Here is a 23,316-nt window from a genome sequence, read left to right on the forward strand (position 1 = left end):
TGATATACTTTTGTATTTAGCAAGAAAAAGATAAATGCTTTAAAATCTTATATTTTCAGCTAAAGGCAATTGTATTATAATACAATTTATATAAACTAAAATTTGAGGTGAAATAATATGGATAAATATACAAAAGAAGAATTGATAGAAGCACTAAAAGTTGTATCCTCAACTATAAGTAAGTGTGAAAAAATGCAACCCAAGTTTGCAGAAGGCACATCTCAACATACACTTCTTAGAAATAGGATAAAGGCTATGTATATTTCAAGAGCAGTAATAGCAAATGAAAATACTATAGAAAAATATACAAAAGAAGAATTAGTAAAAGCGCTACCACCAGTATCTTCAATTATAAGTAAATGTGAAAAAGCACAGTTAAAATTTGAGGAGGGTACATCTTATTATAAGCGTTTTAAGAAGATAATAGATGCAATGTATATTTCAAAATCATTAATAATGAATGAAATTAGTGCAAGAGATTAATTTAAAACTTTTAAGTATAACTAAAGTTCTAGGCATTCAAATTAAAAGTTGATGAAACACTACATTAAAGTGCTGCAAAACTCAGAAATGAATTTGTAGTATTTTGTTTTATATTAAACTCTTTTATGTAATAAAGAATACTATAATTTAATTAAAAGACTCTTCTAACTAATGTACAAGTTAAGAATACATGTAATTTAAAAGATTTTCCTAAAAATATTATTTATAAGTATATTTTATAGTATTTACAAAATATATTGTTCATAAAATATAATAACAGTATATTTTGTTTTAAAAATACATGAGATATAAATTGGAGGAATTAAATATGGGATTTTGGATATTTATGATGATTATGAATTTATTAATTCCATTTACTATGTTGGGATTTGGAAAATACTCTAGCAAAAATGCACCAAAAGAAATTAATGATATTTTTGGATATAGAACATCTATGTCAAAAAAGAATAAAGATACTTGGGAGTTCGCACATCATTACTGCGGAAAGTTATGGATTAAATGTGGATGGATAACATTAGTGTTTTCCATTATAGCAATGTTAGTTGTAATAGGTAAAGCTATAAATGTTGTAGGAATTACTAGTGGAATAGTTTGCATAGTTCAATGCATTGTTCTTATAGGTTCAATTTTCATTGTGGAACGAGCATTAAAAAAGAAATTTGATAATAATGGTAAATTAAGATAAAATTTACAATAATAGTATATTAAATAGGATGAGAATTAAAATTTAAGCGAGTATGTTAGACATTGTAAGGAGAGTAAGTGACTATGGATATGAGATTAAAGTTTAATGAGGACGTATATAATTATGATAAAGCCAGGCCCAGTTATCCAAAAGAAATGTTTTTAGATATAATTAATTATTCAAATATCAATTTTAAACATAAGGCTTTAGAAATCGGAATTGGCACTGGAAAGGCAACTATGCCTATTTTGCAATCTGGGTGCAATGTTACTTCAATTGAATTAGGAAATAATCTTGCAGAGCATGTAAAGGATAAATTTAGCAATTATAGTAATTTTAATGTTATTAATGATGATTTTATGAAGTATCCATTTGATAGTGAATCTCTTGATTTTATATATTCAGCAACTGCATTTCATTGGCTTCCAGAAGAGGAAGCATTTACAAAAATACAGAATATTTTAAAAATGAACGGTACTATAGCACTATTTTGGAACCATCCATTTCCGAATAGAGAAGATGACATTAGTAATATTGTAAATAGAAAAATTTATGATAAATATAGACCTACTAATAAAAAGATAGAAGAATTTTCAAAAAAAGATTGTGAAATATATGTTGACAAGCTAAATAAATTTGGATTTAAAGATGTTGTATGTAAGTTATATCATAGAAAAAGAACGCTTACATCTGATGAGTATATAGAATTACTAAATACATATTCAGATCATCGTGCATTACAAATAGATTTAAAGAATAATTTTGAAAGAGATATGAAATCTTCAATTGATGAAGTTGGTGGCAAAATAAATATATATGACACAATAGATTTGTATTTAGCAAGAAAGCTATAAATAAAGAAATTTATTGATAATAAAATTAGTGTTTATAACAAAATATTAATAATTAGGAAAAGAGGGTATAGATTATATGATTATAGAAGAATTTCAAACAGATAGATTAATTATGAAAAGTACTAAGAAAGAAGATACAACATTTTGCTTAGATATGTGGTTAGATGATGAGATGGGCAAATATCTTTCAGATCCACCAAGAGATAAAGCTGGTGACACTTATTTAAAGTGGAAAGAGGATATAGAAATTTATGATGGTTGCTACTATTTTATTGCAATTTCAAAAGAAACAGGAGAGTATATTGGAGCATGTAGCACAGTTCCAAGTGAAGATAATAAACATTGGGATTTAGGATATAGTGTTCATAAAAAATATTGGAAGCAAGGTTATGGTACAGAAATGATAAATGGACTAATTAAATTTTGCTATATTAACGGTGGAAGAAAAATTACAGCTGATGTAGCAAAAGAAAATGCAGCATCTAATGCATTATTAAGAAAACTTAAATTCTACATTGAAAAAGAGAGTACTTTTAAAAAGAATGGAACGGACATTATATATGAGAATTATACTTATAGACTTGATTTAAATTAAATATAGTTAAAAAGAAGTTTTATAATTAAACCTTATAATTATTTTAATTTAAAATATGGAGGTAAGATTATGTTAAATCATAAAGGCACTAAAATGTTAAAGACGGAGAGATTAATATTAAGGAAAATATTTCCGGAAGATGCTGAAATGGTTTATAAATGGATGAGCGATCCAGAAGTATGCAAATATGAACGTTGGAATGTCCATAAAAATAGCGATTTTACTCGTGGATATATTATTGAAGTATTTGATGATTATAAATCTGATTATACATACCAATGGGGCATAGAATTAAATAAAAGGTTGATAGGTTCCATTAGTATTGTAAATGTTGATGATTTTGATCAAAAAGCAGTTATGGGGTATTGCATTGAAAAAAACTTTTGGTCTAATGGATATGCAACAGAAGCTGTAAAAGCAGTTTTAAAATATATGTTTATTGAAATAGGCATAAATAGAATTGAGGCTTCTCATTCTGTAAATAATAAAGCTTCAGGCAGGGTGTTAGAAAAGGCAGGTATGATATTAGAAGGTCATGCAAAAGACTACTATTATTGTAATATGGGTTTTCAAGATAGTTATCTTTATGGGTTAACTAAAAGTATGTATATTAAAAATAATTTTAGTTAGAAAAGTATAACATATCTGATAGATGTATAAAGTAACTTGTATAGATATATTAATATAATGAAAGAGGGTATAAATGGAAAATGACAATTTAAATAATAAATCTATAAACCCTTGGCATAATCCTATAAGTAATATTACATGGGGTTTTATGTTTACTTTAATAACTTTTAATTTTTTAAATCTGCAATATATATTAACAACAGTAGGTGCTATTTTATTATATATTGGATTCTATAATTTACGTAAGGAAAATGAAGCGCTTAACATTGCATGGATTTTTTCTATAATAAATATAATAATTCATATGTTAAAACTAATATTTATAAGTACACCATTAAATATTAAATTTCAAAGAAGCATCATAATGACTATTATTTTAATTGTTTTTAACATAAGCTTTCTTATTATATTTCAAAATGGATTAAAAAATATTTTTAAAAATGCCAATGTAATTCAACGTAAAAATCCAATTTTATATATGATTATTTTAGAAATCATTATTTTAATTTGTGCTACAACAGGAATTGGTAGTAGTTTTTTTGTAGTTATCCCAATACTTTTTTTCTGTTTTTATAATTTACACTCACTTTATAAACTAAAAGATGATTTAAGTAATATTGAAAAATTAAATAAATCTGCAAATATTAATGCAAATAAATATATTTTTGTATATGTACTATTCTGCTTTCTTATAGTTATTATTTGTAACTTATCATTTAATCATATTAAATTAGAAAGTAAAAAAGTTGCTTTAAAAAATGCTGAAGAGATAAGATATAAACTTATAAATATGAAATTTCCAGATTATATTATTAAAGATATGTCAGATGAGGAAGTTAATTTGCTAAAAAATGCTGTAAAAATAGATGTATCTGATGAAATTTTAATGTTTGATAGTAAAGAAAAGAGTGTTAAGAATAAGTGGGGTGTATATAACAATATTACAAAACCTGGTAGAATGAATTTAAAATCAACACACATTTATATTGAGTTGAAAAATAATACAATGTATGCACTTGAATATTTTCAATGGCTAGATGGAAAGGCCTATTGGCATGATGGTTTTACTATTAGTTGTTCGGAGAAAACAGAAATTGTAAGTGGAAAGCTATTATATGAAAAAAATGAAGAAAACTATTTTGCAACTATACCAAGATTAAAAAATGAAACTAATATAGAAGAAGATTGGTTTGGTGGCAAAAGAGAAACAGAAAAAATCACTGGTGCTGTAAATTATCCTTTTGGATCAAAATCTCAAAGAGGATATGTGCTATATGAATTAAATCTTAAAGATAATAACTGTGATGGTATTAGTATATTTAATTATATACACTATAAAACTCCATTCAGGATTCCTTATAAAGAAACAGAACACAACAATTTAATGTTTAATAATAACTCAAAACAACACAGTCATAATTTTCCCTCTTGGGATTATTGTGAAACTAACTAAAAAAATATTGAAATTTGAAATCATAACTATGTAATATTAAATAATTACTACTTCTTTGAATAACATTACTATTATTCAAAGAAGTAGTTTAAAGTGTAGTACAAAATTAACAATTAATAATGAAGGGTAAAACTGAAATCTCAGTTTTTTTAATCAATTTTTATAATGATTTGCAACGCAAATTATTTCAACATCATTGTTAATTGCTAACTGTTAATTATTAATTGTTAATTGGTTCCAAATATGATAATAGAATAAACTGTAATATCATTAGCATTATTTGATAAAACTATTATTTTTGATTCCAACTTGGAACCCCATAGTTATGATTGATTTTAATTTATAGATTTTAAAGTAAATTATCTAATCCATTAACTGTGGCTTGTTCAGTTTCTTTCATTGGAATAACTATACACTTTTCCCCATCAATTATTTGAGATTTTATTTGAGGAACTTTTTCAGGTTTTACTTGAAGTATAATGTCATAATTACTTTCATTATTATGATTTAAATTTGCATCATTATCTTTTTCTGATGAAACATTTTCAGGTTCATCTATTGATGAAATCTCACTTTCGTTAGATTCTTCATTTATATCATCTGAATCGTTAGGTGTTTTTTGCAATATAGTATTTTCGGTTTCAGGGTCTAAAGATGCTTCGCTTTTTATTTCATCAAGTTCATTTTTAAGTAGTTCTACTTGTTTTTCAAGATGTTTTTCTTTTCGTCTTTGAGCATTTGCTTTAAGTGCTTTTGTATCAATTAAATTTTCTGCTAATGGAAGGTCATCACCAAAATTTTCTACATAAGATTTTTCAATTTCCGTTGTAATATCCTCTGGAACACCACTATCCAACAATAGGTTTTGTATATCCTTTTTTGTTAATGTTATAGGTTCACAATCTGTGTCCTCATATATAGAATTATATTCATCTACCATAGCATTTAAATTTTCCTGCACTTCCATAAAAATCTTATCTGCTTTCTTCTCATCAGCACTAAAGGAATCTTTAATTATTAATTGAAAAGCTTCTTTTTGAACAGTAGTTGTTTGTTTTGAAGAGCATCCCAAAGCATTTTCCATTAATTCAGGATGAGTGTCTTTTGCATTTTTAGTATAATACATAATAGAATTAACATCAGAACTACGGTCAATAAAAGCAGGGAATACAAAACCATTAATTGGTTGATCAACAACCCAATCTCTAATTCTAGCTTTTATTTTATTTTCATTTTCAGAATATCTAAGACCAGGTTCTGAAAGTGAAACTGGGCATATTGCACATAAAACATATTCATAAACTTCTTCCGATTCATCTATTTTTCTATTATCAGAAGTTTTAGTAATTACATCATAAGCATCATGGAATAGAAGTATCAAAAAATTACCGGTGTAATTAAAGTTATCTATAATTAAATCATAAAATCCATCAAGAATAGTATCATCTTTTAGTTGGCTTTTTTTCAATTGCATAAGAGAAAGCTGTCTTTCGTTCGTAAGTTCCTCGTTAAGTGGAAAGTTAAGTTCAAGAATATTATTTCCAATGGTTCCGGAAAGTACTTTCTTAGCAATTTCTAAGTATTTAAAGTATTCATCATCATCCAAATTTAAAAAGGTTTCTCTAAATTTTAAAATAACATGTTTTTCACTATTAACATAACAACCACACATTTTAGTGAATGTACAATGGTCTTTTTTAAATCTCTTTTTTAATTCAAGTATATCTTTTTTTCTCATATAAAAAACCCCTTAATGTAGTATTTATAGGGTTCCAAGTTAACTATTCTTAAACTTTCAACTATGGATTCCTATATAAGTAACATATTTACTAATAATTATAATGTTTTTTTCATTTTAATTAAAGGTTATATTATAACTATTTTCAATGATTACAACAATACTAATGAAAAAATTTTAGTAAATATAAGAAAACAAAATTAAATTGGAAAGTTTTCTAGAAAAATATTTTAAAAAATGATATTATTTTTCTATATTTATGATAAGCTATATTAAGAAATTTATAATGTTTAGGAGAAAATTATGAAAACAACAATAAACGAAGAAACACTTACTTATATAAAAGGAATTACTAGAGGAGCTAAGATGGAGCTTCCTAAAAACACTACTAATACTGAAAAAAAGAAAATGATAGGGTATATATCTGAAAAAATAGATAGTTTAAAGGATGATGCTAACCCAAAGATAGAAGAGAATCTTCTTCATGTTTTAAAAATGCTTCAAAGTGATTTAGCTAATAAAAAGGATGAAATGATCATTGAGAGTCTTTCAAAGGGTGAAATTCCAGATGAATTTGAAAATCTTTCTGAAAACTCAAAAATAAATAGATTAAATAGATTAAAAATGATAGTAGAATATAGATTGAATGAAGAAGATGACAATGAGGAAAAGAATTATGAAAAAGCTTTAGAAGTTATTTTGAATCAATTTGAAAACATAAAATAAATTATTTAAAAAACTAGAAAAGCCTCCATTAATACTATGAGAAATTAATGGAGGCTTTTATTTTAAATCATTATGATGGTTATTTAAATTATAGGTTGTTAACATCTTTTAAAAGTTTTTCAAGTTTTTCTGTAGATATAATTCGCTCATTACATTTAGCACTGTCTAAACACACATGAAAGCCTATAGATCTATAATTACCTTCTATATTTTTAGAACCTTTACATACAGGTGAAACAAATGCCACTTCATTTTCAATCCCTATGTGATTACAAAGTGCACAAACATAAGGTGTATTGGGTTTAGAATTTGGAAGCCTACAGGCCATACCTATAAGCTTACCATTCATATTATAAACTATAAGTAATTTTCTAATAGAGTTATCAATCCATCCTAAATATACATTTTTTGAATTTTGTAACTCTTCATTTGGTAATTGTAATTTTTTTTCTTTTTTAAATAATTTATTAATTTGTGCTTTTGTAACAGGTGGCATCCCATATACATATTTGTCTAAACTGTTTATGTATATATTAATGTACATAGGCTCAGTTATTCCATTAATATCAAGGACTTCTTTTTGTTCAGTAGATAACTCCTTAAAAATATTAAATATTTTTTCTTGCAAATATCCTTTCGTCGCATTAATGATATTTGTATCTTCACAATTTATAAAAGCATTATTTAAGTCAAATAAGCATTTTTTTATATAATTATATTGATGTTTTTTTATAAAAGCATTCATAAATATTAATACCTCATTTCTAATATATTTGTAAAACATAAAAAATAAATGCTATTACTAATTTTAAAAGTAACAGCATTTATTTTAATTTTAAATATAGTCCATAATCATAATTATTAAGTCCAACTAATATTTTAAAATTGAAAACTTTGCTTGAAAACTTTCATTGTAATGTGACAATGAAATAATATCATGTTTTAAAACAGGTATTCAATCTAATAAATAATACTGTAATGATTATGAGCATCTATTTCTTTCTTCATATATTATTCTACGTATGCTTTTTTCAGATAAATAATACTCTTTTGTTAACGTCTTAATAGTTGCACCATTAAGATATTTTTTATAAATCTCAATATTTCTAACTTTAAGCATACTTTTAGTACCGTTATTTTCTCCCCAGGATTTATGATTTTCATGTTTTCTAGGTACATAAAGATATTTTCCATCTACATGTTCTTGTATTATTTTAACAATTTCTTCTGGTAACACATCTTGTGCTTTTACATATTTCATTTCCTTACTCCTCTACTTATATCTTAGTATTAAAGCAAAGAACATTAAAATGCTATGTGTTACAGAACCTAAAATATATGCATGTTCAGCTAATTTAACAGCTTAGGCTCCAAACAAATCATAGCTGATTTTTTTGTGTTCCTTGCAAGGAGCAAACTGATTTATAGCTGAATGTATTACTTAATACCTTCATAAAAAACACCTCCTAATATAGATTTATTATAGCATAACTAATTTAAAGGTAAACTTTTAAAAATATAGTACTATATTTTTAATATTAAAGAAAATATTGTAAAATATATATTAATAAGGTAAATAATAATTCGATAATAAAAATGCAAGATTTAAATTTAAAACTTATGATTTTTAGGAGATGAATGTGTTGTGAAAATTAATATTATAAATAAAGAAATTTCAAACTCAAAAAGAAACAAATTTAATCAAATTAATTCTAAAATAGATTTTAGAATTAATTTAAAAAATGCCCAAGACTTAAAAAATAAAATATGTTCTAAAAAAGAACTTACTAAAGAGGCATTGGAAGCAATATCTAAATTGGAAAGTTTGTTAAAAATAAAAATAACAGATAAGGATTTTAAGAAAGATGGAACTTTAGATATCCTAGATATTTTAAAAAGAAATTCATCTGAAATTACTAGTAGAGATGTAAAATATATAAAAGATACAGCTATGAAGCTATTACAAGCGGATGTTATAACGTTAAAACAATTTAGAGAAGTTATTGAATGGTTATCATTACGTTATAAAGCTGAGCAAATAAAAGAAGAATGTAATTATGAAATGATAAAACTTAAAAGTGATATGAGAGTGAAAAAATAGAATTAATAAAAGTATTTTATTGAGGTGATTTTATGGAAAGGAAATATACAGTATATCAAATTGATTCATTTACTAAAAAAAAATTTATGGGTAATCCAGCGGGAGTAATAATAAATGCAGATGGACTTAAAGATGATGAAATGAAAAATATTGCAAGGGAGCTTAATAATTCTGAAACAGCTTTTATTTTTTCTTCCAATAGTAATGAGTATGATGTTCATGTACGTTTTTTTACTCCTAAAAATGAAGTGCCTATATGTGGTCATGCTACTATTGCTGCGCACTATGCTCGTGCCATTGAAAACAATTTAAGTACATCGAGAATTTACCAAAAGACAGGTGCTGGAATTTTACCTGTAGATATTATAAATGAAAACAATGATTATAAAATTGTTATGACTCAAGGTAAAATTGAATTTGGAAATATTATTGAAGGTGAAAATAAAATAAAACTTTTAGAAGCTCTTAATATAAAAGATACTGACTTGAATGAAAAATGTAAAATTCAAATTGTTTCAACAGGGCATTCTAAAGTTATGATTGGAATAAAAAGTATTGAAATTTTAAACAATTTAAAGCCAGATTACAACAAACTTTCTAAACTAAGTGAAATTATTAATTGTAATGGGTACTATATTTTCACAATGGATTCTGAAGAAAATGATATTTTAATACATGGTAGAATGTTTGCACCTGCAATAGGAATTAATGAAGATCCTGTTACTGGAAATGCCAATGGACCATTAGGTGCTTATCTTGTGCATTATAATCTTGTTAAGCATAATAAGTCTATATTCAAATTTAAAGCTAAACAAGGAGAAGCTATAAATAGAACAGGTATTATTGAAATTGAAGTGACAATAAAAGATAATGAACCTAGTGAAGTTAAAGTTTCAGGAAATGCTGTAATAGTATTTAAATCTGAATTAGTGTTATAAAATTCAAATGAATTCATTTAATGTTATAAATTATTTTAAAATATACAGAGTTAGTTATATACTCTGTATATTTTTTGTTTAAATTTAATACCGAAATATATTGGCAATATAAAAAAGTATCTTAAAATAATAAAATTAATGTATATATAGGAATCCAAGGAGAATTTAAGTTATTCATGCTTCAGTTGAGAAAATGCTATACAAAATTAACAATTACCGATTACCAATTAACAATGAAGGATAAAACTGAAGTATCAGTTTTTTAAAATCAAATTTTATGATAATTTGCTAAGCAAATGATTTAAATATAATATAAAAACTAGTTTTTATGTGTTTTTATTTTTAGATATTAGGAACAAAGTGAGTAATATCTACCATAACTTTTCACTCTTACTTCTTAGTTCTTAATTGGTTCCAAATATAAAAACATGAATAACTTTCAACTTTAGAATTATCATTTGATAAATGTATTATTTAAAATTTAAACTTGGAACCCTATAGTGATTTACTTTTAAGTAAAATTATCTATTGATAAGAGGTGATATTATGAAAGGGCTTAAAATTGTAGAATATAATGAATCCTATGCAAAATCTATTGCAGATATGTGGAGAAGAAGTACTGAAGGATGGAATGGTGAAAATGGAAATAAAACTGAGGAAAGCATTATTGCTGAACATAAAAATTCAGCTAATATAAATACTTATCTTGCTATATTAAATAATGAAGTTGTTGGATATTGTTCATTTACAAAATCTTTAGAAGACGAAGATACTTTGCATATTAAATTATTAAATGCTCGATACGATTGTCATGGAATGGGTATTGGTAAAGCATTAGTAAAAAAAGCTATAGAAAGAACTATAGAACTTAAATATCCACGTATTGATATAAATACTTGGGCAAGTAATACAAAAGCCATGCCACTTTATAAAAAATGTGGATATTTTTTTGAAAATAGAGAAGATGAGATTCATCTTATGAATTTTATTCCTACAGTAATGCAAACTGAAGCAGTCAATGAATTTTTTAAAACAGCAAACTGGTATGATGATATGAAAAGAACCATTGACATGGAACCTGATGGAGGGTTTATTGATGGTTTTGAAATATATGAATATTGTTGGGAGAAAAATAATCAGAAATTAAGAATGGATTTTGAAAGAAAAGGCAGAGGCCTTAGACTTATTGAAACTGAAGATTATAAAATAACATTATCAGCACCTAAACAAAATTTAATTTTTAATAGAACTTATAATGTAGCTTATGAAATTATAAATAAGTCTGGAAAGGCATTAACAGTAGAAGTAATAGGAAAAAATAATAAAAATATTAAATTTTCATTTCATGAAAAAATAGATGTTTTTAAAAAAGAAATTATTCAAGGTGATTTTTATGTAGAAGAAATTCAAAAGGAATTTAATAACTTTAACATTTATCCAAAACTTACAGCCGATGTATTAATTAATGGGAAAAAAGCAGTATTTAGTTTAGGTATATCACCACAATTTCCAGCAAAGGTTTCTTTGTTTTATGATAATGTATTAAGATGTAATGACGAAAAATTTAATCTATATATTGATATTGAAAATTGTACAAATGAAAATTCTGTATTTGAATTTGTACTGCCTCAAGCAGATGATTTAGAATTTTCACAAAATAATTTCAAAATTGAAATGGTAGCAAATGAGAAAAGACAAATTCCTATAGAAGTCATAATGAGAAATCCATGTTTATATCATGAAGAACTTAATATTAAAGCAACATTAGAAAATGGAGAATGTATTAAATTTAAGAAATATATTGGTGAAGTATTTCAAGGATATGATAATTCATTTGGTGGAGAATTAGATGATAAATATGTTATTGTAAATGATATTTACAAATTGATTATGGATAAAAGTTCTAATAAAGTTCATATATTTGTTGGTAATAAAAAAATGAATTCTTATATTTTATATCCTAGAATAGGAATGCCTTATTCAGATGAATTTAGCAATACTTCAATTGAAAATGTTAAGCTTTATAACAAGGATTCTAAAATGATTCTTATTGGCGATTATATTTCAACAGTACACAAAGATGTTATAGTAAAAACTATATTTAAACTTTATAAAAATGGATTAATTGAGCATTACTATAAAGTTCAAAATAAATCAAATGAACCTACAAAAAATATAAGTATAGAAAAAAGTTTTCACTACAGAATAGAAGGTGCAATAATTCCCTATGACAATAAAATTATTAAATCTAATGAAGTTAGAGATGACTATCCTAGTTATTATAATAGTGAAAAATTTAGTGAAAACTGGATATTTTCAAGCTTAGAAGAAAGTTTAATTTGGCCACAAAATTCTAAATGTACTTTTGATGGGTGGCATATGAATATTGAATATGATTTAGGAATATTAAAAGGAAATGAAATTAAAACTACTAAGCCTCTATACTTAGCTTTTTCAACCTTTAAAACATGGGAAGAAGTTAAAAAATTTGCACTTAAATGTAATCATATAAAAAACACATTTGTATTAGATGATTTTGAATTAAATATTAATGATTATAATCCTTTTGTAAAGGAAAATTTTAATATTAAAATTATAGAAAATAAAGAAATTTTACATGAGGGAGAAGTTACAATACAATCTTCAAATAATTCTTTTAATGAAACTCATGTACAAATTGAAAATAAGACACAGAGAATGACTATTCCGCTTCATGCAGATAACTTCATTGACAATGATATTTTATCTATAAAAGCTAATTTTAAAACATTTAGTTTTGAGGGTAAAAAAGCTATATTTTATATTAAAAATATACCATTTAAGCATGATATAAGTGAAATTAATGGAATTAAGGTCTATTCAATTGATAATGGAGTTATAAAAATAAAAGCTTCTAATATGTTTTCACCTGGAATATTTTCAATGGAATTTGAAGGTAAAGAATGGTTAGATACAGATTTTCCAAATATAGAAATGAAAAGTTGGTATAATCCATGGATAGGTGGGATACTTAATATCCCCGAGAATATGATTGAAAATGGCAAAATGTTATTAAATGAAGATATAAATATAGAATTTATAGAGAAATTAGATACTTTAGGAAATAGATGGAGTGGAATAAAGACAAGTATCCACATAAAAAATATTGAATCTTTTAAGGAAATCTATTTAAATCAATATTTTTTAATGTTGCCAGGTGTTCCAATTGTTTTAAACTTTACTCAAATCATTAATAATGAAGATATTTATAGGAATATTAATAAATTTACCAATGTTTCATTTTTAAAAATAGGTAATGAACTAGAAAAAAGTTGGGTAAGTGTAAAAAATCATGGAGGATATATTAATAAATACAGGCCTGGTACACGAGATTATGAAATTTATCCTAAATCATCTTTTTTATGTGGAAGTGATGATTTGAACTATAAAATACAAGTATATTCGGATACAGATGAGTATGAAAAGTATATATATTTATGTAATAGCGAGCTTACATGTATGCATTATAAAGATATTAAACTCTTACCTCATGAAAATAAAATACTTCCAAATGTCTTTTATATTTTTACTAAAAATCATATAGAAGATAAATATCTTAAAGATTTACAAAATATAAAATTTGAATAAAAGATTTATATTTGTAAAGTTAAATTTAAAATAAAATATGTAATTTTAAAAAATGGAGGAGTTTATGTGGGAAAAGTGAATAAATGGCAAGATGGTCTAAAAGAATATAAATTAAATAATGGATTTATACTTAAATCCGCTGACAAACTTGAGTTTGGAATTCATGAAACAATATATTCAAATGTAGATTTAGAGCTACGCTTTAGTTGGGAAAAACAAACAAGGGACAAGATGAAGTATAATAATTTATTTTGGATATTTAAAAATGATAAAAAAATTGGTGGTGTACACATTTGCCCCAATTTAATGGGAAGTTTTTTTATGGAAAACCCTTATATTGTTGATAGATTTACAGTAATTAGTGCTCTTACTGATACATTAGTACAATGGAAAGATAATGATAATAATATTATAGTTTATGGTGTTACTCCGAAAGATGTAGAACATTTTCATAAACTTGGATACAAGTTAAGTTATGAACGAAAAGTAATGATTCGTCCAACGGAAGTCTTTAATGATATTAATTTTAGTGATGATTTTATTGTTAAAACTCCAAAGCTATGTGATGTTCAGAAAATAGGGCAATTATTCTTAGAGTGTTATGCTGATGGAATAGACTATGAAATTTTAGGTAAGCATACTTTGAAAGAGTCTACATTAGATGCAGAAGATATTCTTTCTATATATAAATCAAATAGTACACTTAATGGCTCAACTCTTGTTTTTGAAAAAAGTAGTAATAAGTTAATTGCAGCTTGCATCGCAGGGATTAATGGGTATTGTGACAATGATTTTTCTGAAATTGGAGAAATTGTAGTAAATTCTAAATATAGAAATTTAGGAATTGCATCAAATATGATAAAACGAGCTTTAACAAATTTAAATAAAATATCACCAGCAACAATATTATGTGTAACTATTGGAAATAAAGCTGAAAGTTTATATGATAAAATGGGTTTTTTTTCAGGAGTCAAATTTTCAAATATGTATTTACAAATATGATAAATATAACATGGAAAGTTAGATATAACATTAAAAAAGATATAAGTAAGGTGGGATGATTTATGTTTACTAAAAATGAAATTTTAAATATTGCAAAAAAACAACTGTCATTAGATTTTAATTGTCAAGTTGAAGATTTAGAGAAAAATGAAAATACTGTTGTAAAGAAGCAAAACAAAATAGGAAGTAGGTTTTATGATGATGATTGTATACTTCATATTCTTTGTTTTGGAAGAAGAGCTATTGTATCAACTAAAAAAGACGTTATGCCTTTGTTTAAAGAAAGGTTAGAAGATTATGATGCTAATTGGCTATTTTTAATTCCTTTTCTTAAAAGCATAGATAAAATGCTTTTAGAATTTGGACATGAAATAGGGGATGTTCACCATTTCTACTTACCATTAAAACCATTAGAAGATGTAAAACCTATTACAGAGATTAAATGGTATGAACAAGAGGATATTATTCAATTTAAAAATGATGATAGATTTGATGAAGCTTTTATATTTGATGACAAGCATCCAGATGTTTTAGGCGTTGCTGCTTTAAATAAAGGAGAAATTATTGGCATGGCAGGAGCAAGTTGTGATTGTGATGGTATGTGGCAAATTGGCATTAATGTTATAGAAGAATATCGTGGAAAAGGTATAGGTACAAACTTAGTTTCTTTACTTAAAAACGAAATTTTAAAAAGAGGCAAAATCCCATTTTATAGCACAATAGAATCCAATATATATTCTCAAGTAGTTGCCATTAAATCTGGATTTATACCTGTATGGGCAGAGTTACATTCTAAAGAAATATAAGTTGTTAAAGACTAACTTTTGATATTTAGGTTTATATAAGAGCATGTGAAAACATGCTTTTTTTTATAAAAAACATCTAAGAATTTTTAAATTTATAATTACTTCACTTTAATAGATAAATTATTAGAGGTAGCAAAAAAGAATATGGTATATTCAAATGTATAAATAAAAAAATAGATAATTAGAGATATTTTATATATTGTTAAAAATTATATAAGAATAATTCTATTTATAAAATATATGATTATTAATATAAAGTTAATAGTAAAATCTATTTTTATCAAATTGGAGGGGATTAGTCCTATGGATAATTATAAAATTATTGAAATTAAACAAAGTGTTTTTGAGGATAATGATAAACAAGCTAGTTTACTTAGAGAAGAATTAAAAGAAAATAAAACTTTTTTATTAAATTTAATGTCATCACCAGGTTCAGGAAAAACAACAACTGTTTTAAGGATAATTAATGAACTTAAAGATGAAATGAAAATAGGTGTACTAGAAGCAGATATTGATTCAGATGTAGATGCAAATACTGTTTCTAAAACAGGAGCAAAAGTAATTCAATTACACACTGGTGGTATGTGTCATCTAGATGCAGATATGACAAAACAAGGGTTAGATGAATTAGGCACTGATGATGTTGATTTTGCTATTTTAGAAAATGTAGGAAATTTAGTGTGTCCAGCAGAATTTGATACTGGTTCATCTAAAAATGCTATGATTTTAAGTGTGCCTGAAGGTGATGACAAACCTTTAAAATACCCATTAATGTTTACAATTTCAGATTTATTGTTAATTAACAAGATTGATGCAATAGATTATTTTGATTTTAGTATAGATAAGGTTGTAAAGTATGCAAAAAAATTAAATCCTAATATTAAAATAATACCTATATCTGCCAGAACAGGAGAAGGAATTAATGAGTTGGCTAATTGGTTGCGTGGTGAGATTAATATTTGGAATGAAATTTAAATCTTATAAATATTAGATAGGGGGCTATTTATGTCAAAAGAAATGGTATTAGAGCTTGCTAATCATATAAATAGATCAAAACGTGGCTCAAAATCAGAAATTAAATATACAGATCCTGAGTATATTATTTTAGAACCTGTTGTTACAGAGGAAATGGCAAAAGCAGGTATTCAATTAGAGCTAAGAAAGCCTAAAAGTGCTGAGGAAGTTGCATTATTGTGTGGAAAAACTGTAGATGAAACATCAAAACTTTTATGGGACTTAGCTGTAGCTGGAGTTTGCTTTGTAAATGAGATTGATGGTGTAGATAAGTATTGGCTTGAAACTTGGATTCCAGGTGTAATGGAAATGATGGTTAATAATAAAGCAAATGTAGAGAAATATCCTCAAATTGCTGAAGCTTTTGAGGCATATGGCAGAATTAGAGGACCAAAAACAGCAGGAAACTTTCCAGTTGGAAAGGGACTTATGAGAGTTATTCCTATAGAGAAATCTATTGAAGCAGAAACAAGAAAAGCATCTTATGAAGAAGTTTCTAAATATCTTAATGATAATGAGATTTTTTCTGTTTCTGATTGTGCATGTAGAACAGCAAGAGAAGCTATGGGAGAAGGCTGTGGGCATTTAAAGGAAGATATGTGTATTCAAATGGGTCATGCAGCAGAATATTATATTCGTACAGGTAGAGGTAGACAAATTTCTAGAGAAGAAGCTTTTGAAATTATAAAAAAAGCTGAGGAAAATGGATTAGTACATCAAATACCTAATACAGATGGTTCAGGAAAAACTCATGCAATCTGTAATTGTTGTGGATGCTCATGTTTATCTTTAAGAACGGCAGAAATGTTTTTGAATACAGATATGGTACGTTCAAATTACGTTGCAAAAGTTGATAAAGATAAATGTGTAGCTTGTGGCGAATGTGTTGAAAATTGTCAAGTTAATGCATTAAGATTAGGACAAAAACTTTGTACTAAAACACCTATTTTAGAGAAAAAACGAGAGCTACCACGTGATACAGAATGGGGCGAAGATAAGTGGAATCCTAATTATAGAACTAATAGAAAAGTTGTTTTGGATACTGGTACAAGTCCTTGCAAAGCTGAATGTCCTGCACATATTGCAATTCAAGGATATATAAAATTAGCATCTCAGGGTAGATATACAGAAGCACTTGAGCTTATAAAACATGAAAATCCATTTCCAGCAGTATGTGGTCGTATATGTCCAAGAAAATGTGAATCTGCATGTACAAGAGGAGATATTGATGATCCAATAGCTATTGATGATATTAAAAAATTTATTGCAGAACAGGATTTAAATCAAGAAATTAGATATGTACCTAAAATAAAAAATCAATATAAAAATAAAATTGCAATTGTAGGTTCTGGACCATCTGGACTTTCATGTGCTTTTTACTTAGCAGTTGAAGGATACAAAGTTACTGTATTTGAAAAACAAAAATCACTTGGTGGTATGTTAACCCTTGGAATTCCTTCTTTTAGATTGGAAAAGAATGTAGTTAATGCTGAAATTAATATTTTAAAAGAATTAGGTGTTGAATTTAAAACTAATGTTGAAGTAGGAAAAGATATAAGTCTCAATTATTTAAGACAAGAAGGATTTGATGCATTCTATTTTGGAATTGGAGCACAAGTAGGAAGAAAACTTAACATTGATGGAGAAGATGCTAAAGGTGTAATTACAGGAGTAGATTTTTTAAGAAAAATAAATTTAGGGGAAGAATTTGAATTAGAAGGAGAAACTGTTGTAATAGGTGGTGGTAATGTAGCAATTGACGTAGCAAGGAGTGCTACAAGAGTGGGAACTTCTAAAGTAAGTATGTTTTGTTTAGAAAGCAAGGAAGAGATGCCTGCACTTTTGGAGGAAATAGAAGAATCTCTTGAAGAGGGAATTGAAATTAATAATTCTTGGGGACCAAAACGAATTATTGTAGAAGATGAAAAAGTTGTTGGAGTTGAATTTAAAAAATGTATTTCAGTATTTGATGAAAACAGGAGATTTAATCCAAAATTTGATGAAAATAATGTAAAAATAGTTAAAGCTGAAAATGTACTACTTTCAATAGGTCAATCAATAGATTTAGGAAAAATATTAGAAAATACTAAGGTTCAAATAAATCCTAATAATACAATAAAGACAAATAAAATTACTTTACAAACAGATGAGAAGGATATATTTGCTGGTGGTGATGTTGTAACCGGACCTAAATTTGCTATAGATGCAATTGCAGTTGGAAAAGAAGCTGCAATTTCAATTCATCGATATGTTCATCCTGGTCAAAGTTTAATTTTAGGACGTACTATAAGAGATTACACTCCTTTAGATAAAAATAATCTTGAACTTTTAGGTTATGATACTATGCCAAGACAAAAAGCAAATTATAGTAAAGATAATACAGAAAAGAAGAGTTTTAAAGATTTAAGAGGGGTTTTTACAGAAGAACAGTTAAAAAAGGAAACTGAACGTTGTCTTGGTTGTGGTGCTACAGTTGTAGATGAATATTTATGTGTAGGTTGTGGTGTTTGTTCTACAAAATGTAAGTATGATGCTATTAAACTAGAAAGAGTTTATGATAGTGAAGGTGTTGAGTTCCCAAATTTGAAGCCAATAATTATTAAACATGCATTTAAACGTAAAGTTAGAATTGCTATAAAAAAACCAGCAAGAAAATTAAAATCAGTTTTTAGTAAGGATGATAAAAAATAATATTACCTTTTAATTAGAGGTGGTGATTTAAATTGCATGAAGTAGGAGTTTTACTTCAAGTAGTTAAGACTGTTGAAAAATTTGCTAAAGTCAATAATATAAGTAATATAGATACATTAGTTATTCAAATAGGTGAGTTATCATCAATGGTTCCAAGATATGTTAAAGCATGTTATCCAGCAGCAGTGGATGGAACACTATTAGAAAATACTAAATTAGAAATTGAAATTTTACCTGGAAACGGAATTTGTAAGGATTGTAATACAGTTTTCAATATACTTGAGAATAAGGGTAAATGCCCTAAATGTGAAAAAAATGATTGGGATTTATTATGTGGTAGAGAATTTATGATTAAAGAAATTATTGCTTGTTAAATATTATCATAGAAAATGAGTTAAAAATTATTTTAGCTCATTTTTTATTTCTATTTATAAATGTTTATATAATTATCAAATGATATAAATAGAGTTACAGTTTACTCTTATTATTATATTGGGAACCAGTAAGAAGTAAGAGTGAAAAATGAAAATGAAGGTTCTAAGTTCAAGGTTTAAATAACATAGTTATCAAATTATACTATTGATATTTATAGATATTTTTAAATTCATTTTTGAAATAAGTTTAGAATTAGAAGGTAATATATCCAAATGTCCAATGAAAGATTGAAACATTGAATTGGCACATTTTATTTTCCTTTGTGGCTAAAATCTATAGCACCTTCGTAGCTGAGGTTTTAACCTTGGCGATCCTTGATTTGGATATAAATATTTAAAATTGTTTATCTATATAACATATATATATTTATTACTCATATATTGTTTTATAGGAATTATATATTTAAAAATATGATTTTAAAAGCAATTTATTGGAGGAGCAAATGGAAAAGCTAAAGTATAACATTCAAATAGAGAAATTATGTAAATTATTAGGTTTAGGCGATGTTGTAAGTAAACCTGTAAGAGTTTCAGGTGGATTTTTGCACAAAATGTATTCTGTTAATACAACTAGCGGAAAGTATGCAGTAAAAGCATTAAATCCAGAAATTATGTCAAGAAATGATGCTAAAAATAATACTATAGTTTCAGAAAAAATTTCTAATTATTTATCAAATAAAATTTTAGTATCTACGGCTTTAGTAATAAATAATAATGTTATCCATTGTTTAGATGATCAAAATTATATGATTTTTAATTGGATAAATGGAATAAAAATGAATATGAATGATATTACTTTAAGGCATTGTTATTTAATAGGTTCTATTCTTTCAAACATACATTCAGTTGATTGGAAAGATATTAATATAGATAAAAATTGTGATTACTATGATAGTGTAATTGATTGGACAGGCTATTTGAATGAAGGAAAAAGTAACAATTCTTTATGGGTTAAGACTTTAGATGAAATAATAAATTCATTATATGTATGGAATGAACTTGCAATAAAATCATATAACAGTATCAATTCTAATTTAGTAATTAGTCATAGAGATATGGACCCTAAAAATGTTTTATGGAATAATGAAAAACCAATTATTATAGATTGGGAATCAGCTGGATATGTAAATCCAATGCAAGATTTAATTGAAGTTGCACTTTATTGGTCTGAAAATTTAAGTGGGAACATAGGAAAAAACAAGTTTATGAATGTTATTAATGGCTATAAAGAAAATAGACAAATTAATTATGATGAGTGTAAAAAAGCATTATATGCTATATACTTAAATAAGCTTCAATGGCTTGAATATATTTTAAAACAGTCACTTGCATTAAATTGTGTAAGTGAAGATGATAGAGAAATAAGTACAAGTGAAGTTTTTGAAACAATTAGAAAAATACAAAATTATTCAGATATGATTAAAATAATAGAACAATGGATTTAGATTTATTATTTTAAATTTGAGATTGGAACCCTATATTTATTATACATGTGATATAATAAGATTCTTTATAAATTCTTTAATAAGAGTTTATAAAGGCGAAAAATATATAGCCAATGAGGAAAGATAGAGAGGAAAGAATGAAAATAGCAGTTACTACTACAAGGGAAACAGATGATAATTTAAATCTTAAAGCAATAGAAATAGCTAAAGAGTTAAATATACCTTATATAAAAAGAGAAAATTTTAGTATAAAGAAAGCAATTTTAAAGGAGAATTTTGATTATTTATTAGTAGTTGAAAGAGATAAAATTGTTATAAAGGGAGAAGATAGTAATTTATTTTGGCATCCTAATATGTCAGAACTTAGGATTAAATCAATAGAACAAGGGAATAAGGAAGCTATGATAGAAGCAACAAAACTATGTGAGGGCGAGAGCATATTAGATTGTACATTAGGTCTTGCAGGAGATTCTCTTGTGTTTTCAAGAGTGGTTGGAGAAAATGGATCTGTGGTTGGTACAGAAGTTAATAAGTATATAGCTTATTTAAGTAAATGTGGATTAGAAAACTATACTAATGCAAATGATGAAATTATAACTTACACAAACAATATAAAGGTTGTTAATGAGTCCTATGAAGATTATCTTTTAAAACAAAAAGATAATAGCTTTGATGTAGTATACTTTGACCCTATGTTTAAAAAGCCAAACAAAAAATCAACATCCATAAATTCATTTAGAGATTTTGCAGATCATAAAGAATTAACTAATGAGATTTTAGATGAAGCACTTAGAGTGTGTAAAAAAAGGGTTGTTATTAAAGAACGACATGGTTTTAATGATTTTGAAAAGCTAGGAATAAAGAAGTATTATGGTGGTAAGAAAAAAGGTTCAATTATTTATGGAGTAATTGAAAAGTAATATTAGTAATACAAATGAATAAGCATAAATATCACATTATTTAAGGATATTTATGCTTGTTTTTTATATTTTAATATATGAATCACTTTTATTAAGAAGTTAGTAATACTTTAAAATAAAATTTAGTAGTTAAATTCTATAATATAATTATACCATAAATTGGATTAATATATAAGTCTGTTACTATCAATATGTTATTGGTATAATGTAGAAAAAATGATTGGAGAATGTAAAATGAAAAATGAAGTAATAAGATCATTGATAAATCATAAATCAACAAGAGCATTTGAAAATGGGAAAATTGATGAGAAAATTTTATGCCAAATACTTAATGCAGGTATTAGAAGTGCTAATGGTGGAAATCTACAAGGGTATTCTTTAATTGTAATTGATGATTTAGAGAAATTAAATCATATAGGAGTATATAATACAGCACTTGCAATAATAGCATTGGCTGATGCATATAGGACTCAAAGGTGGTTTGAGCTTTTTGGACATGCTAATGTACCTGTAAATACTACTCATGGTTTTATTATAAATATTTGTGATGCATTAATCTGTCTTCATAGCATTTCCATTGCAGCTGAAAGCTTAGGACTTGGCACATATTATAATGGAGATATAACTTCTATGAACATAAAAAATGTAATAAACAATCCTAAAGGCACATTTCCAATAGGAATGCTCTGTTTAGGTTATCCTAAAAGTGAAGGGAAACTTTCTGATAGATTACCATTAGATGCTGTTGTACATTACAATTCTTACAAAATACCTACTGATGAAGAAATTAAAAATTGGTATTCACAAAAAGAAAATTTATTTCAAACTAGAAATAGCAAAGAAAGACTTGCAGAGTTTAAGAAAAATGAAATTTTACATTTAGCTGATGCTTATGCAAAAAATAAATTTAAAGGTTATGAACTAGAGGAACTTAGTAAAGGCATTAAAAGAAACATAAAAGAATCTGGTTATGATTTTATATAAGTTTTTATATTATTTGTTAAGTTATGTTAAAATACAAAAATAGAAATCATAAGGCATACTTTCAATAATATAAATTAGCAAAGTTATTTTAATTAAAGGTTTGTTTCCTTATATTGTAATCTATAAATATTTAAGATACTATAAATATATTGAATAAAAATTATAGGGG

The 23,316-nt window shown here is 25.8% G+C and carries 21 protein-coding genes; 18 read left to right on the forward strand and 3 right to left on the reverse strand.

The genetic code is table 11. From position 1 onward, the window contains the following. Positions 1-117: 117 nt before the first annotated feature. The 6 genes from BN346_RS06860 to BN346_RS21910 all read left to right on the forward strand — a co-directional run bounded on the left by BN346_RS06860 (position 118) and on the right by BN346_RS21910 (position 4,721). Positions 118-483 carry a hypothetical protein gene (locus BN346_RS06860; protein WP_040327392.1) on the forward strand — a complete coding sequence of 122 codons (366 nt, stop codon included), beginning with the start codon at positions 118-120 and terminating at the stop codon, positions 481-483. Positions 484-811: 328 nt separating this feature from the next. Next, the gene (locus BN346_RS06865) at positions 812-1,189 is read left to right on the forward strand and encodes an SdpI family protein (RefSeq protein ID WP_040327393.1); all 378 of its coding nucleotides are present in this window, start codon (positions 812-814) and stop codon (positions 1,187-1,189) included. Positions 1,190-1,272: 83 nt separating this feature from the next. Beyond that, positions 1,273-2,043 carry a methyltransferase domain-containing protein gene (locus tag BN346_RS06870; protein ID WP_051540141.1) on the forward strand — a complete coding sequence of 257 codons (771 nt, stop codon included), beginning with the start codon at positions 1,273-1,275 and terminating at the stop codon, positions 2,041-2,043. A 76-nt stretch (positions 2,044-2,119) separates the two neighbouring features. After that, positions 2,120-2,638 carry a GNAT family N-acetyltransferase gene (locus BN346_RS06875; protein WP_040327394.1) on the forward strand — a complete coding sequence of 173 codons (519 nt, stop codon included), beginning with the start codon at positions 2,120-2,122 and terminating at the stop codon, positions 2,636-2,638. A gap of 69 nt (positions 2,639-2,707) precedes the next feature. Next, complete coding sequence (locus BN346_RS06880) at positions 2,708-3,268, forward strand: GNAT family N-acetyltransferase (protein WP_040327395.1); 561 nt, start codon at positions 2,708-2,710, stop codon at positions 3,266-3,268. A 73-nt stretch (positions 3,269-3,341) separates the two neighbouring features. Next, on the forward strand, positions 3,342-4,721 hold the full coding sequence (locus BN346_RS21910; protein WP_040327396.1) for a hypothetical protein: 1,380 nt from the start codon (positions 3,342-3,344) through the stop codon (positions 4,719-4,721). Positions 4,722-5,070: 349 nt separating this feature from the next. Here the strand turns inward: BN346_RS21910 and BN346_RS06890 are convergent, their stop codons facing one another. Continuing rightward, a complete protein-coding gene (locus tag BN346_RS06890; RefSeq protein ID WP_040327397.1) occupies positions 5,071-6,459 on the reverse strand; it encodes a DUF4317 domain-containing protein in 1,389 nt (462 codons plus the stop codon). A gap of 303 nt (positions 6,460-6,762) precedes the next feature. Between BN346_RS06890 and BN346_RS06895 the strand changes: the two genes are divergently transcribed. After that, positions 6,763-7,185, forward strand: a complete 423-nt coding sequence (locus BN346_RS06895) for a hypothetical protein (RefSeq protein WP_040327398.1) — start codon at positions 6,763-6,765, stop codon at positions 7,183-7,185. A gap of 88 nt (positions 7,186-7,273) precedes the next feature. Here the strand turns inward: BN346_RS06895 and BN346_RS06900 are convergent, their stop codons facing one another. Both BN346_RS06900 and BN346_RS06905 read right to left on the reverse strand, forming a co-directional pair. Next, positions 7,274-7,930, reverse strand: coding sequence for a FusB/FusC family EF-G-binding protein (locus BN346_RS06900; protein ID WP_040327399.1), 657 nt, complete (start codon positions 7,928-7,930; stop codon positions 7,274-7,276). Between the two features lie 237 nt (positions 7,931-8,167). After that, positions 8,168-8,446 (reverse strand): CD3324 family protein, encoded by a 279-nt coding sequence (locus BN346_RS06905; RefSeq protein ID WP_040327400.1) that lies wholly within the window; start codon positions 8,444-8,446, stop codon positions 8,168-8,170. Positions 8,447-8,830: 384 nt separating this feature from the next. Between BN346_RS06905 and BN346_RS06910 the strand changes: the two genes are divergently transcribed. The 11 genes from BN346_RS06910 (at position 8,831) to BN346_RS06960 (ending at position 23,147) form a co-directional block, all read left to right on the forward strand. Then, positions 8,831-9,286: a hypothetical protein gene (locus tag BN346_RS06910; RefSeq protein ID WP_040327401.1), complete on the forward strand. Its 456-nt coding sequence runs from the start codon at positions 8,831-8,833 to the stop codon at positions 9,284-9,286. Positions 9,287-9,318: 32 nt separating this feature from the next. Then, entirely contained in the window at positions 9,319-10,224 is a 906-nt protein-coding gene (locus BN346_RS06915; RefSeq protein WP_040327402.1) for a PhzF family isomerase, read from the forward strand. Between the two features lie 546 nt (positions 10,225-10,770). Further along, positions 10,771-13,851, forward strand: coding sequence for a GNAT family N-acetyltransferase (locus BN346_RS06920; protein ID WP_040327403.1), 3,081 nt, complete (start codon positions 10,771-10,773; stop codon positions 13,849-13,851). 66 nt (positions 13,852-13,917) lie between these two features. After that, positions 13,918-14,853 carry a GNAT family N-acetyltransferase gene (locus BN346_RS06925; protein ID WP_040327404.1) on the forward strand — a complete coding sequence of 312 codons (936 nt, stop codon included), beginning with the start codon at positions 13,918-13,920 and terminating at the stop codon, positions 14,851-14,853. A 62-nt stretch (positions 14,854-14,915) separates the two neighbouring features. After that, positions 14,916-15,659, forward strand: coding sequence for a GNAT family N-acetyltransferase (locus BN346_RS06930; RefSeq protein WP_040327405.1), 744 nt, complete (start codon positions 14,916-14,918; stop codon positions 15,657-15,659). 303 nt (positions 15,660-15,962) lie between these two features. Then, positions 15,963-16,634, forward strand: a complete 672-nt coding sequence (hypB, locus tag BN346_RS06935; RefSeq protein ID WP_040327406.1) for a hydrogenase nickel incorporation protein HypB — start codon at positions 15,963-15,965, stop codon at positions 16,632-16,634. Between the two features lie 30 nt (positions 16,635-16,664). Next, positions 16,665-19,364, forward strand: coding sequence for an FAD-dependent oxidoreductase (locus BN346_RS06940; protein WP_040327407.1), 2,700 nt, complete (start codon positions 16,665-16,667; stop codon positions 19,362-19,364). Positions 19,365-19,396: 32 nt separating this feature from the next. Beyond that, complete coding sequence (locus tag BN346_RS06945; RefSeq protein ID WP_040327408.1) at positions 19,397-19,738, forward strand: hydrogenase maturation nickel metallochaperone HypA/HybF; 342 nt, start codon at positions 19,397-19,399, stop codon at positions 19,736-19,738. Positions 19,739-20,241: 503 nt separating this feature from the next. Then, positions 20,242-21,243, forward strand: a complete 1,002-nt coding sequence (locus BN346_RS06950) for an aminoglycoside phosphotransferase family protein (protein ID WP_040327409.1) — start codon at positions 20,242-20,244, stop codon at positions 21,241-21,243. A gap of 137 nt (positions 21,244-21,380) precedes the next feature. Continuing rightward, a complete protein-coding gene (locus tag BN346_RS06955) occupies positions 21,381-22,163 on the forward strand; it encodes a class I SAM-dependent methyltransferase (protein WP_040327410.1) in 783 nt (260 codons plus the stop codon). Positions 22,164-22,397: 234 nt separating this feature from the next. Continuing rightward, positions 22,398-23,147, forward strand: a complete 750-nt coding sequence (locus BN346_RS06960; protein WP_040327411.1) for a nitroreductase family protein — start codon at positions 22,398-22,400, stop codon at positions 23,145-23,147. Positions 23,148-23,316: the final 169 nt, after the last annotated feature.

The sequence above is a fragment of the Clostridium ihumii AP5 genome, from assembly GCF_000612845.1.
Lineage (GTDB): Bacteria > Bacillota > Clostridia > Clostridiales > Clostridiaceae > Clostridium_J > Clostridium_J ihumii.

Coding starts and splice junctions, on each gene's coding strand:
- BN346_RS06860 (WP_040327392.1), top strand. CDS start 118: ATGGATAAATATACAAAAGAAGAATTGATAGAAGCACTAAAAGTTGTA.
- BN346_RS06865 (WP_040327393.1), top strand. CDS start 812: ATGGGATTTTGGATATTTATGATGATTATGAATTTATTAATTCCATTT.
- BN346_RS06870 (WP_051540141.1), top strand. CDS start 1,273: ATGGATATGAGATTAAAGTTTAATGAGGACGTATATAATTATGATAAA.
- BN346_RS06875 (WP_040327394.1), top strand. CDS start 2,120: ATGATTATAGAAGAATTTCAAACAGATAGATTAATTATGAAAAGTACT.
- BN346_RS06880 (WP_040327395.1), top strand. CDS start 2,708: ATGTTAAATCATAAAGGCACTAAAATGTTAAAGACGGAGAGATTAATA.
- BN346_RS21910 (WP_040327396.1), top strand. CDS start 3,342: ATGGAAAATGACAATTTAAATAATAAATCTATAAACCCTTGGCATAAT.
- BN346_RS06890 (WP_040327397.1), bottom strand. CDS start 6,459: ATGAGAAAAAAAGATATACTTGAATTAAAAAAGAGATTTAAAAAAGAC.
- BN346_RS06895 (WP_040327398.1), top strand. CDS start 6,763: ATGAAAACAACAATAAACGAAGAAACACTTACTTATATAAAAGGAATT.
- BN346_RS06900 (WP_040327399.1), bottom strand. CDS start 7,930: ATGAATGCTTTTATAAAAAAACATCAATATAATTATATAAAAAAATGC.
- BN346_RS06905 (WP_040327400.1), bottom strand. CDS start 8,446: ATGAAATATGTAAAAGCACAAGATGTGTTACCAGAAGAAATTGTTAAA.
- BN346_RS06915 (WP_040327402.1), top strand. CDS start 9,319: ATGGAAAGGAAATATACAGTATATCAAATTGATTCATTTACTAAAAAA.
- BN346_RS06920 (WP_040327403.1), top strand. CDS start 10,771: ATGAAAGGGCTTAAAATTGTAGAATATAATGAATCCTATGCAAAATCT.
- BN346_RS06930 (WP_040327405.1), top strand. CDS start 14,916: ATGTTTACTAAAAATGAAATTTTAAATATTGCAAAAAAACAACTGTCA.
- hypB (WP_040327406.1), top strand. CDS start 15,963: ATGGATAATTATAAAATTATTGAAATTAAACAAAGTGTTTTTGAGGAT.
- BN346_RS06940 (WP_040327407.1), top strand. CDS start 16,665: ATGTCAAAAGAAATGGTATTAGAGCTTGCTAATCATATAAATAGATCA.
- BN346_RS06950 (WP_040327409.1), top strand. CDS start 20,242: ATGGAAAAGCTAAAGTATAACATTCAAATAGAGAAATTATGTAAATTA.
- BN346_RS06955 (WP_040327410.1), top strand. CDS start 21,381: ATGAAAATAGCAGTTACTACTACAAGGGAAACAGATGATAATTTAAAT.
- BN346_RS06960 (WP_040327411.1), top strand. CDS start 22,398: ATGAAAAATGAAGTAATAAGATCATTGATAAATCATAAATCAACAAGA.